At 69.4% G+C, this 12988-nt stretch carries 13 protein-coding genes; 10 read left to right on the top strand and 3 right to left on the bottom strand.

Annotated features, from left to right (window positions below):
* Window positions 1-16 precede the first annotated feature (16 nt).
* Window positions 17-2476, top strand: coding sequence for a DUF1631 family protein (locus AC3WOE_RS15235; RefSeq protein WP_492691537.1), 2460 nt, complete (start codon window positions 17-19; stop codon window positions 2474-2476).
* Window positions 2477-2537: 61 nt separating this feature from the next.
* On the opposite strand, the gene AC3WOE_RS15230 is transcribed toward AC3WOE_RS15235, so the two are convergent.
* The 3 genes from AC3WOE_RS15230 to AC3WOE_RS15220 all read right to left on the bottom strand — a co-directional run bounded on the left by AC3WOE_RS15230 (window position 2538) and on the right by AC3WOE_RS15220 (window position 5344).
* Complete coding sequence (locus AC3WOE_RS15230; RefSeq protein ID WP_492691535.1) at window positions 2538-2990, bottom strand: Smg family protein; 453 nt, start codon at window positions 2988-2990, stop codon at window positions 2538-2540.
* Window positions 2991-3076: 86 nt separating this feature from the next.
* Window positions 3077-4171, bottom strand: coding sequence for a DNA-processing protein DprA (gene dprA, locus AC3WOE_RS15225; RefSeq protein ID WP_492691533.1), 1095 nt, complete (start codon window positions 4169-4171; stop codon window positions 3077-3079).
* A gap of 9 nt (window positions 4172-4180) precedes the next feature.
* Window positions 4181-5344: a LysM peptidoglycan-binding domain-containing protein gene (locus AC3WOE_RS15220; protein WP_492691532.1), complete on the bottom strand. Its 1164-nt coding sequence runs from the start codon at window positions 5342-5344 to the stop codon at window positions 4181-4183.
* A gap of 116 nt (window positions 5345-5460) precedes the next feature.
* Between AC3WOE_RS15220 and def the strand changes: the two genes are divergently transcribed.
* The 9 genes from def to AC3WOE_RS15175 all read left to right on the top strand — a co-directional run bounded on the left by def (window position 5461) and on the right by AC3WOE_RS15175 (window position 12968).
* Complete coding sequence (gene def, locus AC3WOE_RS15215) at window positions 5461-5997, top strand: peptide deformylase (protein WP_492691531.1); 537 nt, start codon at window positions 5461-5463, stop codon at window positions 5995-5997.
* Between the two features lie 5 nt (window positions 5998-6002).
* Window positions 6003-6938 carry a methionyl-tRNA formyltransferase gene (gene fmt / locus AC3WOE_RS15210; RefSeq protein ID WP_492691530.1) on the top strand — a complete coding sequence of 312 codons (936 nt, stop codon included), beginning with the start codon at window positions 6003-6005 and terminating at the stop codon, window positions 6936-6938.
* A gap of 60 nt (window positions 6939-6998) precedes the next feature.
* Window positions 6999-7844 carry a zinc metalloprotease HtpX gene (htpX, locus tag AC3WOE_RS15205; RefSeq protein WP_492691529.1) on the top strand — a complete coding sequence of 282 codons (846 nt, stop codon included), beginning with the start codon at window positions 6999-7001 and terminating at the stop codon, window positions 7842-7844.
* A gap of 36 nt (window positions 7845-7880) precedes the next feature.
* Window positions 7881-8267 (top strand): hypothetical protein, encoded by a 387-nt coding sequence (locus tag AC3WOE_RS15200; protein ID WP_492691527.1) that lies wholly within the window; start codon window positions 7881-7883, stop codon window positions 8265-8267.
* Between the two features lie 115 nt (window positions 8268-8382).
* Complete coding sequence (locus AC3WOE_RS15195; RefSeq protein WP_492691526.1) at window positions 8383-9141, top strand: head GIN domain-containing protein; 759 nt, start codon at window positions 8383-8385, stop codon at window positions 9139-9141.
* A 24-nt stretch (window positions 9142-9165) separates the two neighbouring features.
* A complete protein-coding gene (locus AC3WOE_RS15190) occupies window positions 9166-9882 on the top strand; it encodes an AzlC family ABC transporter permease (protein WP_492691525.1) in 717 nt (238 codons plus the stop codon).
* Window positions 9879-10208, top strand: a complete 330-nt coding sequence (locus tag AC3WOE_RS15185; protein WP_492691523.1) for an AzlD domain-containing protein — start codon at window positions 9879-9881, stop codon at window positions 10206-10208. Before AC3WOE_RS15190 ends, AC3WOE_RS15185 begins: the two co-directional genes overlap by 4 nt.
* Window positions 10209-10424: 216 nt before the next feature.
* Window positions 10425-11618, top strand: a complete 1194-nt coding sequence (locus AC3WOE_RS15180; protein ID WP_492691521.1) for a phosphoglycerate kinase — start codon at window positions 10425-10427, stop codon at window positions 11616-11618.
* A gap of 90 nt (window positions 11619-11708) precedes the next feature.
* A complete protein-coding gene (locus tag AC3WOE_RS15175; RefSeq protein ID WP_492691519.1) occupies window positions 11709-12968 on the top strand; it encodes a GGDEF domain-containing protein in 1260 nt (419 codons plus the stop codon).
* The last annotated feature ends 20 nt before the right edge of the window (window positions 12969-12988 follow it).

Here is a 12988-nt window from a genome sequence, read left to right as displayed (position 1 = left end):
CCGCCATCACCCGTCCATGACCGCCGCTCGTAACCAGGCCCTGGCGACCCAGGCGCGGCGCGTCTATCTGGAAGCCCTGGTGCGTGGCATGACGCCGCTGGTCGCGGCCGTCGGCCAGGGGGCCAGCCAGTTGCTGGCCCAGTCGGCCCCCCACGCCATCATGATGGCGCGGCGCGACGCGGTGCAGGCCTGGCAGAAGCTGGGCCCGAACTGGCAGATGGCCATCGTCGCGGCCCTGCGTCATGCGGCCGTGCATGGCGTGTCCGACAACGGCCGCGAGCACGATTCCACCGTGCCGGCGCAGTCGCTGAAGATGAGCCTGGTCGACGACTCGACCATCGAGCGCGAGATCACCAGCTCGCGCCTGGCCCTGGTGATGATGGACAAGGCCACCTGGGAATTCACCGACCTGCGCACCCGCATGCAGGCCCTGGAAGCCCACGACGACCTGGATCCCCTGGACCTGCTGCGCGCCCATGTGGTGGCGCGCGTCGCGCTGGACGCCTGGAGCCGTGTCGGCCTGGACGCCAACATCTGGCAGCTGCTGCACCACGAGCTGCATGAGGAATTCGCCCAGCTCATCAGCGAGGCCTATCACGAGACCAACCGCTGGCTGATCGCCCAGAAGGTGCTGCCCGAGGTCGATCTGCGCCCCTTCATCCGCCGCACGGCCCAGGCCGCCGCGGCAGCGACGGCCGCCGCCACCGGCGTGCCGGTACCCCCGCCGCCGCCGGTGTCCCCGGGCCCCGGCCTCGCCCCCACGTCCGGACCGACGCCGCTGCCGACGGTGCGCAGCAAGGCCAGCAGCCAGGCCGACGAGGTCATGGCCCAGCTGCAGCGCGTGCTGGCGCGGCATGTGCCGGGCTTTCCCGTCACCAAGAGCCAGGTGCCGGCCCGGCCGGGCGGCGGCAAGCCCAGCCTGGCCGATGCGGGCCCCAGCCATCCGGGCGGCCTGTCCGGCGGTACGGGCCTGACGGCCGCGGAGTCACCGGCCGGCACCGCTTCGCGCCCTTCGCTGGCCGATGCGCCGCCCGTCGCCAATGCGGCCTCGCCGCGCCTGATGGGCGCCATCAAGCATGCCCAGGAGTCGCTGGCCCGCCGCCCCGGTGCTGACTCGAGCGGCTCCGCCGGCAGCGCCAGCGCTCCGCGCGCGCTGGAGGAGATCGGCGCCCGCAACCAGGCCTTCAAGCAGGTCCTGAAGCAGGCGGCCAACAACCCGGCCGAACGCGCGACCATCGAGATCGTCGCGATGATGTTCCAGAGCATCCTGACCGAGGAGCGCATCCCGGCCACGGTGCGGGTCTGGTTCGCGCGCCTGCAGATGCCGGTGCTGCGTGTCGCCGTCAGCGAGCCCGACTTCTTCGCCGCCGCCGACCATCCCGCGCGTCGTCTCATTGACCGCATGGGCGCCTGCGTGATGGGCTTCAACACGGCCCACGTCAGCGGGCCGGGCTCGGAGCGCGCCAGCAGCGATGCGCTGGAGCGCGAGATCAAGCGCGTGGTGCAGGTCGTCGAGGCCTACCCGGACACCGGCCGTCGCGTCTTCTCGACGGTGCTGACCGAGTTCGAGAAATTCCTCGACCACTATTTCGAGAACGAGAACCAGGCCTCCAAGCGCGGCGTGTCGCTGGCCCAGCAGGTCGAGCAGCGCGAGACCCTGGCCATCCAGTACACCATCGAGCTGCGCAAGATGCTGTCCGAGGTGCCGGTGCAGGACGGCGTGCGCGACTTCCTCTTTCACGTCTGGGCCGACGTGCTGGCCGTCACGGCTGTGCGCGCCGGTGCCCAGTCCGACGTCACCAAGATCATGAAGCGGGCCGCCGCCGACCTGATCTGGAGCGCCAGCGCCAAGGCCTCGCGCGAGGAACGCGCCGACGTCATCCGCCGCCTGCCGCCGCTGCTGAAGACGCTGCGCGACGGCATGAGCCATGCGGGCCTGCCGACCGACAAGCAGGACGAGCATGTGCGCTCCCTGAACAACGCGCTGGCCGCGGCCTTCACGGCCAAGACGGCCGCCATCCCGCGCGAGCGCCTGGATGAGCTGATGGACCAGCTCGAGACGCTGGAAGCCATGCTGCCCGAGGACGTCGAGGGCGGCGACAGCCACGTCGACGAGATGCTGGTGCGCGACCTGTCCGGCCACGAGTCCGAGGGCATGGAAGTCGTTGCCGAAGGCGGCTCCGCCCCGACGCCGGCCATGGTCGCCTGGGCCCGCGAACTGCAGGTGGGCGGCTGGTTCATGCTGGACTACCGCGGCCGCAACGAGCAGGTGCAGCTGGCCTGGCGCGGCCTGCGCAAGCAGCTGGCCCTGTTCGTCACGCCCAAGGGCCGGGGCGTGCTGTTCTCGCTGAACCGCATGGCGGCCTTCCTGCAGGCCGGCCTGCTGCTGCCGGCCCAGGACGAGGCGCTGACGGTGCAGGCGACGCGCAAGGCGCTGGCCAAGCTGGATGCGGATCCGGGCCAACTGCTCAAGTGACGGGCGGGCTCTGGAATTGAAAACGGCGCCTCGGGCGCCGTTTTTCATGGGGGCGAGCGGCCTAGTGGATCAGCCGGTCTTCCGGGGCGACGAAGAGTTCGTCCAGGATCAGCGCATCGGGCTCCTCGCCCAGGCTCCAGAACACCATCAGCACGATGATCTTCAGGTCTTCCAGGTCCATGGGGGCGCCGGGAATGGCCATCGCACGGTCGATGACCATCTCGCGCATGGGGCCGGGCAATACGCCGGCGGACTCGAGGAAGCTGATGAAGCCGATGGAGGCTTCGCCCAGATGCTCGATCTCGGCCGCCGAGTAGACGCGCAGGGCATGCTCGCTCTGCTCACCCTGATAGGACTCGCCAGCGGCGGCCAGGCCTTCCAGCCAGTTCAGCGCCTCCTGGATCTCATCGTTCTCGAAGCCCACCGCCGTCAGCTTGCGCGTCAGTTGCGCCGCGTCGGGGCAGGCGTCCGGGCGCCAATAGGTCTCGTAGAGATAAACCAGGACATCGAACATCGTGAGGGGATGATAGCCCAGGGTTTCGCCGCCCTCGGCCGCGAATAACCCCTCGGTTCGGGCTCTGATATCCGCGGTTAAGCTCGTCATCCCTGCCTGCGGCGCTGGAAAAGCTGGCCCGCCAGGCGGGCGACATGGCCGTCGAGCTCCAGCTCGAGCAGGGCCGCGCTCAGCTCGGCCGCGGGCCAGCCGCAGCGGGCCATCAGGGCGTCCAGGCTGACGGGATCGAAGCCCATGGCGTCCAGCAGCGCCTGCTGCTGGTGGGGTGTTTCCTCAAGCTCCACCGGCCCGCCGTCTACCGAGCCCAGCGGCGGCAACTCCTCCAGCACGTCCTGGGCCGATTCGACCAGCTTGGCGCCCTGGCGGATCAGTGCATGGCAGCCCCGCGACTGGGGCGAGTGGATGGAGCCCGGTATGGCAAACACCTCGCGGCCGGCCTCGGAGGCGAGCCGCGCCGTGATCAGCGAGCCCGACTGCAGGGCCGCCTCGACCACCAGGCAGCCCAGGCTCAAGCCGGCAATGATGCGATTGCGCTTGGGAAAGTTGCCCTGCGTGATCGGCGTGCCAAGTGAGTATTCGCTGACGATCAGGCCGCCCTCGGCCAGCAGGCGGGCCGCCAGCGCGCTGTTGCGCGGCGGGTAGACCTGATCCAGCCCGGTGCCGACGACGGCGATGGTGGCGCCGGCGCCATCCAGCGCGCCCTCATGGGAGGCGGCGTCGATGCCCAGCGCCAGCCCCGACACGATGGTGTAGCCGGCGCCAGCCAGGGCCCTGGCGAAGGCGCGGGCGTTGTCCCGGCCCTGGGCGGTCGGGCTGCGGCTGCCGACGATGGCCAGCGATGGCGTGCCCAGCAGCTCGCGGCGGCCCTGCAGCCACAACAGCAGCGGCGGGTCGGCCGTGGCCAGCAGGCGGGGCGGGTAGTCGGCGTCGCCCAGCGCCAGCAGCTCCTGGCCCGGCTCGGCCAGCCAAGCCTCGGCCTTGGCGATGAGTTCGGCCAGATGTTCGGGCGGCCGGTTGAAGGCCTCGCGCTGCTTGCCCGACAGGGCCTGGTCCAGCGCCGCTGCGGGCAACTCGAAGACGGCCTCCGGGCTGCCGGCCATGGCCAGCAGCCGGCGGGCCGCCGCCGCCCCCATGCTCTCGGTGAGCCGCAGCCAGGCGGCGAGCTCAGCCGAGGCCAGCATGGCCGGCGGTCAGGGTTGTGTGAACCGATCGCCGGGCTTGGCCGGTTCCTTGACCGTGATGATCAGCGCATAGGACACGCGCTCATAGACCTCGAAGACGAACAGCACGCCATGGCGCTCGTCCGGCAGCTTGATGGCCTCGGCGCGGTCCTGGGTCTTGTCCAGCACCCGGGCGCCGTCGCGCCACAGCGCGAACACATGGCCGCGCTCCACGCCATCGCGCTTGCCGCGGTTCAGGGCGACGATCTGGTTCTGGCCGGCGATGATGGAATCGCCATAGACGGCCGCGATTTGACCCGCCATGTCCTTGTCGGGCGCATGGGGCACATAGCGCTCGAGGTTGCGGGCCGGCGCGGGCGCCAGGCGGTCGCCGATGCCGACTTCCTGCTTGACCTGCTTGACGGACAGGGTGGCCGGCACGATGTCGACCTTGCCGTCGCCGTTGGGGCGCTCTTCGCCGGCACGGGTCAGTTCGGCCGTGCCGACATAGGGCGCTTCGTAGCCGAGGATTTCCTTGGTGGTCGGGTCGACCAGCGGGCGGGCGGTACGGAAGATGCGGAAGTCGGTGCCGCCGCCGAGGTCGCCGCGGGCATAGGCGAGGTCGCCCTGGCCCAGCACCACATGGCCTTCCTGGGCCGCCACGATGCGCGGCGCGCTGGCCAGGGCATCGGTGTCGAAGACGATGGCGTCGGTCAGGAAGGGCTGGATCAGGTGCATCGGGATGGTGGGGATGGGGTTGCCATCCAGTGCCGCGATGCGCATCTGCGGGCGCAGCTTGACCACGCCGTTGCTGCCCTGGCCGACGCCCTGGGCCAGCTGCAACCGGGCGCGGCCGTCGATCTTGACCAGCATCAGCACCTGGCCCGGGTAGATCAGGTGGGGGTTGCGGATCTGGTCGCGGTTCATGCCCCAGAGCTCGGGCCAGCGCCAGGGGCTCTTCAGGAACAGGGCCGAGATGTCCCACAGGGTGTCGCCGGCCTTGACCACATGCTGGTCAGGCGCGTTGGGCGCCAGTTCGGACAGGGGTATGCCGACGCTGGCGACCTCGTCGGCCACGCGCCGCTGCTCGGCGGTGACGGGCAGCTTGCTGGTCTGGGCCCAGGCTGAGGTCGTCGACGCGAGGGCGAGGCAGGTCGCAAGGACTGCGAAATGAGCGGGGCGTGCAGCGGGCATCGGGAGCGGTCTCCGAAGGGATTGCCGGATCGGCGAAAATCCGAGTGATTCTGCCCGCAATCATCGGGGGCAACCAACAACCGCTAGCGCTCGTTTGCGAGTGCTTACAAGGCGCCATGGCCCAACTCAACATCCTCCGCTACCCCGACCCGCGCCTGCACACGGTCGCCAAACCGGTCGCCGCCGTGGACGAACGCATCCGCCAGCTCGTCGATGACATGCTGGAAACCATGTACGCCGCCGACGGTGTCGGCCTGGCCGCCACCCAGGTCGATGTGCACGAGCGCGTCGTCGTCATCGATACGTCGCAAGATCGCGACACTCCGCGGGTGCTGATCAACCCCGAACTGGTGAAAACCAGCGAACGCATGGTCGACGGCGAGGAAGGCTGCCTGTCCGTGCCGCAGATCTACGACAAGGTGCCCCGCCATGCCGAGGTCACCGTGCGGGCGACCAACCGCGACGGCGAGGTCTACGAATTCGACGCAGAAGGCCTGCTGGCCGTCTGCGTGCAGCACGAGATGGACCACCTGATGGGCAAGGTCTTCGTCGAATACCTGAGCCCGCTCAAGCGCGACCGCATCAAGACCAAGATGGTCAAGAAGACGCGCGAAGAGGAAGCCGAGGCCAAGAAGCGCAACCAGCGCCTCTGACCACCATGCGGGTCGTCTTTGCCGGCACGCCGGAGTTCGCCGCCGTTGCGCTGGATGCCATCCTGGCCGCCGGCTTCACCGTGCCTCTGGTGCTGACCCAGCCCGACCGGCCGGCCGGTCGCGGCATGAAGCTGCAGGCATCAAGCGTCAAGCAGCGCGCCGTGGCGGCCGGCATCCCGGTCGCCCAGCCGCAAGGCCTGAAGCTGGACGGCAAGTACGGCGTCGACGCAGCCGCTGCGCGGGAAGCGTTGCTGGCGGCCGACGCCGACGTCGTGGTCGTGGCCGCCTACGGCCTCATCCTGCCGCAGTGGGTGCTGGACCTGCCCCGGCGCGGCTGCCTGAACATCCACGCGTCGCTGTTGCCGCGCTGGCGCGGGGCGGCGCCCATCCACCGTGCCATCGAGGCCGGTGACGCCGAGACCGGCATCACCATCATGCAGATGGACGCGGGCCTGGACACCGGCGACATGCTGCTGGTGGGCCGTGAGGCCCTCCGTGGCGACGACACCACGGCCGTGCTGCATGACCGCCTGGCCGCTCTGGGTGGCCGCCTCATCGTCGAGGCCCTGCAGACCGCCAGCCTGACGCGCACGCCTCAGCCGGCCGAGGGTGTTACCTACGCTCACAAGATAGAGAAGGCCGAAAGCGCCATCGCCTGGACCCAGCCGGCCGCCGAGATCGAACGCCGCCTGCGTGCCTTCGATCCATTCCCGGGTGGTGCCGCGACGCTGGCCGGCGAGGTCGTCAAGGTCTGGCGCGCCGAGGTCGTCGAAGGCCGGGGCCAGCCGGGCGAGGTCATCGCCCCGGGGCCGGTCGTTGCCTGCGGCCAGGGCGCCCTCAAGCTCACCGAACTGCAACGCGCGGGCGGCAAGCGCGGCCCGGCTGCCGCCTTCCTGCAGGCCCGGCCCATTGCCGTCGGCGAACGTTTCGACGCGGCTTGAAAGCCGGCTGCCGTGGCACCATCTGCCACGCTGTCGCCACTTCCCTGAAAGCGTATTGAGATGTTCAACCTCGTGAAGACTGCCGTCCTGATGGCGGCCATCACGGCACTGTTCATGCTGATCGGCGCCTACGTCGGTGGCCAGACCGGCATGCTGCTCGCGTTGCTGGTGGCGGCGGGCATGAACTTCTTCGCCTACTGGTTCTCGGCCGACATGGTGCTGCGCATGTACAACGCCCAGCAGGTGGACGAGAGCTCGGCGCCGCAGTTCTACCGCATGGTGCAGGAGCTCAGCGCACGGGGCGGCCTGCCTATGCCCAAGGTCTATCTGATCCAGGAAGACGCCCCCAACGCCTTCGCAACCGGCCGCAACCCCGAGCATGCCGCCGTCGCCGCGACCACCGGCATCCTGCGCGTGCTGTCGGAGCGCGAACTGCGCGGCGTCATGGCCCATGAGCTGGCCCATGTGGCGCACCGCGACATCCTCATCAGCACCGTCAGCGCGACCATGGCCGGTGCGATCTCCATGCTGGCCAATTTCGCCGCCTTCTTCGGTGGCCGCGACGAGAACGGCCGTCCGACCAATCCGCTGGCCGGCTTGGCCGTTGCCATCCTGGCACCGATTGCGGCCATGCTGATCCAGATGGCGATCAGCCGCGCCCGCGAGTTCGAGGCCGACCGCGGCGGTGCCGAGCTGTCTGGCGATCCGGCCGCCCTGGCGTCGGCCCTGGACAAGATCCACCGCGTTGCCCAGGGCATCCCGCTGGCGCCCGCCGAGGCCCACCCCGAGACGGCGCAGATGATGATCATGAACCCGCTGACCGGCGGCGGCTGGCGCAGCTTGTTCTCCACCCACCCGTCGACCGAGGAACGCGTCACGCGTCTGCTCGCGATGGCGAAGCGCTGATTCAAGTTCACCGGCCTGCCGCCGATACCTGAGCCCATGAAGCGCTTCCTTCTTGCCCTGCCCCTGCTCGCCGCCCTGTCCGCCTGCGAGCAACTGGGCATCGACGACCCCGCCAAGGTGGCCGCCGCCAAGGAGGCCGAGGGCAAGGCCATCGGCAGCGCCTGCCGGCACGCCATGCGGGCCATCGAGGACTGCTATGTGCTGAACCCCAAGGCCCAGAAGGCCGCCATCTACGCCGGCTGGCGCGAGATGGACGAGTACATGCGCGAGAACAAGCTCGAAGGCGTCACGCCCGTCGTGCCGCGGCCGGGGTCGGTCAAGCCCAAGGACGAGGAGGCCGAGGCCAAGCCGGCCGAGAAGGCGCCCGAGAAGGCCGCGGAAAAAGCAGCAGAGAAGGCGCCGGAGAAGGCCAAGGGCCACTGACCAGCGCGCCCAGCCGCATTTCGGCCCTCCGATCCCGCGCATCGTCACCTCTTCCGGGCGCCGCCCCGGACGGCTTGGCACCATGGGAACCATCACAACCCCGATGGAGCCCGCCATGAACAACGCCCGCCGTCTTTTCGCCCTTGGTCTCATCGCTGCCGCCACGGTCAGCGGCACCGCCCAGGCCTGGAGCTGGAGCAGCAACAGCGAGCGCATCAACGGCAACGGCGACATCGCCACCGAGGCCCGCGACACCGGCGCCTTCGACGGCGTGGCCACGGCCGGCGGCTTCAACATCGTCATCCGCCAGGGCTCGGGCAACAAGGTCGAGGTCAAGGCCGACCGCAACCTGCTGCCGTATATCGAGACCCGCGTCGTCGACAGCGGCAAGGGCCGCACCCTGCAGGTCGAGCCCAAGAAGGGCTTCAACATCAACACCTCCACCAACCCCAGCCTGACCATCGAGATGCCGGCCCTGCGCGCCGTGTCGGTGGCCGGTTCCGGCACGGTCAAGGTCGAGGCCATGAAGACGGCCGGCGTCGACGCGGCAATAGCCGGCTCGGGCGACATCCGCTTCGCCAACCTCGAGGCCGAGCGCCTGGGCATGAAGGTCAGCGGCAGCGGCGACATCGTCGCGGCCGGCCGCTGCAACAGCGCCAACGTCTCCATCGCCGGCAGCGGCGACGTGAAGGCCGCCGACCTGGTGACGGAAGAGGTCAAGGTCACCATCGCCGGCAGCGGCGATGCCCAGGTCAACGCGACCAAGAAACTGCATGTCTCCATCGCCGGTTCGGGCGACGTGAAGTACGCCGGCACGCCGGAGATCACCAGCTCCATCGCCGGCAGCGGCAAAGTCCGCAAGATCGGGCAGTAAGGCAGCTCCCGCCACAATGGCGGGATGCAGTTTCTTGATCGACTGCGTGCGCTGACGGCGGACCCCGATTTCCGCCAGGGCGCACGCGACATGGCCTCGCCCTCCCTCGGTCTGGCCGCCTGGGGCCTGGTCGCCGGCGTCACGATGGTGAAGGGCGGGCTCAGCATCCCGCAGGCCATGGGCATGTCGCTGCTGGTGTTCGCCGGCAGCGCCCAGCTTTCGGCGGTGCCGCTGATCGCCGCTGGCGCCCCGCTGTGGGTGCTGCTGGCCACGGCCTTCTGCGTCAATCTGCGCTTCGTCATCTTCAGCGCGCAGTGGCGCCACTACTTCGGCCACCTGCCCCGCCTGCGCCGGCTGGTGACGACGTATTTCGCCGCCGACCTGAATTTCGCCTACTTCGTGAAGCGCTATCCCGACGCTGCGCCGGCGCCGAGTCAGCAGCGCTACTTCTGGGGCGGCGTGGCCGTCAACTGGCCGACCTGGCAGGGCTGCTCCTTCGCCGGCATCCTGCTGGCCGACCGCATCCCGCCGCAATGGGGCATCGCCTTCGCCGGCGTGTTGGCCCTGCTCGGCATCTCCTACTCCCTGCTGGGGGAGAAGATGCTGTGGTGGGTGGCCCTGACGGCCGGCGCGGTTTCCATCGCCACCTATTCGCTGCCGCTCAAGCTGAACATCCTCTGCGCCATCGTCGCGGCCGGGGCGGTGGGCTGGTGGCTGGATGCGAGGAAGGCGCGGCGATGAGCGACATCCTGATCTGGATCGCGCTGTTCGGCCTCGGCGCCATCACCGTGCTGACGCGCGGCTTCTTCATGATCGGCGAGAAGCCCCTGCCCATCCCCGACTGGTTGCGCGAGTTGCTCAAGGTCGCACCGCTGGCCGCCCTGATGGCCGTCGTCGCCCCCGAGATCTTCATGACGCAAGGTCATGTCATCACGACCTGGCAGGACGCGCGCTGGCCCGCCGCGGTGGCGGCTACGGCCTATTTTTTCTGGCGCAAGGGCATCCTTGGCACCATCCTCGTCGGCATGGCCGTCATGCTGCCCTTGAAGCTCGGACTCGGCTGGTAACAACTTGCCCCTCGCCCAGTTTTGCCGCGCTGAACGCGGGCAAAGCTGGTCGGTCCCCCGAGGGGACGGCGATGCTTGCGGCATTGAGCCGCAAGCACATCGCCTGCGGGCCGGCTAGGGGGCGGCCCGACGCCGGTCCGCGGTTTCAACGGGGTACGGCGCAGCGCAGAGGCGAGAATCGGGGAAGTTTCCCGTCATCAACTGTCCCGCCCGACCATGAACGTCATCCGCTTCTCCGACCTGATCGCCGCCGGCAAGGTGGCCGGCAAACGCGTCTTCATCCGCGCCGACCTCAACGTGCCGCAGGACGACAACGGCAAGATCACCGAGGACACCCGCATCCGTGCCTCGCTGCCGGCCATCAAGATGGCCCTGGACGCCGGTGCCGCCGTCATGGTCACCTCCCACCTGGGCCGCCCGACTGAAGGGCAGTTCAAGCCCGAGGATTCGCTGGCCCCCGTCGCCGAGCGCATGGCTGAGCTGCTGGGCCGCCCGGTGCCGCTGCAGCGCGACTGGGTCGATACCGTCTCCGTCGCGCCGGGTGAGCTGGTGCTGCTGGAAAATTGCCGCGTCAACAAGGGCGAGAAGAAGTGCAGCGAAGAGCTGTCCCGCAAGCTGGCCGCGCTGTGCGACATCTTCGTCAACGACGCCTTCGGCACTGCCCATCGCGCCGAGGCCACGACCTATGGCATCGCCAAGTTCGCCAAGGTCGCCTGCGCCGGCCCGCTGCTGGCCGCCGAGATCGACGCCATCACCAAGGCCCTGGCCAACCCGCGCCGCCCGCTGGTGGCCATCGTCGCCGGCTCCAAGGTCTCGACCAAGCTGACCATCCTGCAAAGCCTGTCCAGCAAGGTGGACGGCCTCATCGTCGGCGGCGGCATCGCCAACACCTTCATGCTGGCCGCCGGCCTGAAGATCGGCAAGTCGCTGGCCGAGCCCGACCTGGTCGACCAGGCCAAGGCCGTCATCGAAGCCATGAAGGCCCGCGGCGCCGAGGTGCCGATTCCTGAAGACGTCGTGACCGCCAAGGCCTTCGCGGCCGGGGCGACCGCCTCCGTCAAGGCGGCCACCGACGTCGAAGATGACGATCTCATCCTCGACATCGGCCCCAAGACGGCCGCCCGGCTGGCCGAGAAGCTCAAGGACGCCGGCACCATCGTCTGGAACGGCCCGGTCGGCGTGTTCGAGTTCCCGGCCTTCGCCCATGGCACCGAGGCCATCGCGCGCGCCATCGCCGAGAGCGTGGCCTTCAGCATCGCCGGCGGGGGTGACACGCTGGCCGCCATCGCCAAGTACGGCATCGAGAAGGACGTCGGTTACATCTCCACGGGCGGCGGCGCCTTCCTGGAAGTGCTGGAGGGCAAGACCCTGCCCGCCTTCGACATCCTGGCCAAGCGCGCGGCCGGCTGATACATGTCCGTCCGTGGAGGGCGGACCGATTTCACGCAGCACGCCGGGGCAATGTGACAAGTCGATGACGCCGGCCACCACAATGGCCGGATGGTTCTTCGCTGGCTGCTCGCTCTGCTCGTCGTCACGACGCTGCTCGGGCTCTATGCCAACGAGCACTGGATGACGCGCCGCCTGGCGCTGGATGGGCGTGGCCCGACCCAGCGCCTGCAGCTGACCGACGACAGCAGCAGCGGCGGCTCCAGCCATGCCGAATTGGCGAAAGCCGCCCTCGACGGTGCCGTCGCCATGCGCTGCGAGATCAAGAAGGGCTTTGAGTGGCCCTACTGCGAGATGCAGATCGAGATGCTGGGCCGCGACCTCGACGCCAGCCGCTTCAGCCATATCCGGCTCTGGCTGCACGCCGAGGGCCCGACCCTGGACAACAGCCCGCCCCAGCTGCGCGTCTTCCTGCGCAACTTCCATCCCGCCTATTCGGCCAAGGGCCAGGGCGTGGACCTCAAGCCGCACGAGGTCGTGTTCGCGCCGGGCGCCCAGCCCCAGCCGGTGGAATTCCGCCTGTCGCAGTTTATGGTCAGCTCCTGGTGGGCGCAGAGCCACCCGCTGCCGGTCGAGCTGATGGGCCCGCAGCTGGACCGCATGCGCGTCTTCAGCCTCAGCACCAGCGGCCAGGTGGCGCCGGGCGTGCACCTGATCCGCCTCGACCGGGCCGAACTGGTCGGCAACTGGGTGCCGCCCGAAACCTTCCGCCTCGGCCTGGTGGGCCTGTGGATGTTCAGCCTGCTGGCCTATCTGGTCTGGGAATCCTGGATGGTGCGCGGCCGCCTGCGGATGTCGGTGCAGCGTTCGCGCATGCTCGAGAAGCTGGCCCTGCGCGACCCACTGACCCAGGTCTCCAACCGCGAAGGCCTGAACCGCGCGCTGGACCTGCTGCTGCGCGCCCAGGCCGAGCTGAGCTTCCCGCTGTCCGTCGTCTTCGTGGACGCCGACCACTTCAAGCGCATCAACGACGAGCATGGTCACGACGTCGGCGACCAGGTGCTGAAGTGCCTGGCCCAGACCCTGCGCGCCAACCTGCCGAAGGACGACCTGCTGGCGCGCTGGGGCGGCGAGGAGTTCGTCATCGTCATGCCGCAGACGCCGGCCCAGGAAGCCGCGGCGGTGGCCGAGCGGCTGCGCCAGGTGCTGGCCGGCACGACCTGGCCGGCTGGCCTGGAGGTGACGGCGAGCTGGGGCGTGGCCCAGGCCAACCGCGAGTCCGAACTGGAAGCCGCGATGCGCGAGGCCGATCAGGCCATGTACCGCGCCAAGCACGCCGGGCGCAACCGGGTGATATCGGCTTCGGCATAGATTGCCAAGAAACCTGCATC

Source organism: Roseateles sp. FW305-36, assembly GCF_058787015.1.
The sequence above is the reverse complement of the archived record's forward strand: the minus strand, read 5'-3'. Positions and strand labels throughout refer to the sequence as shown.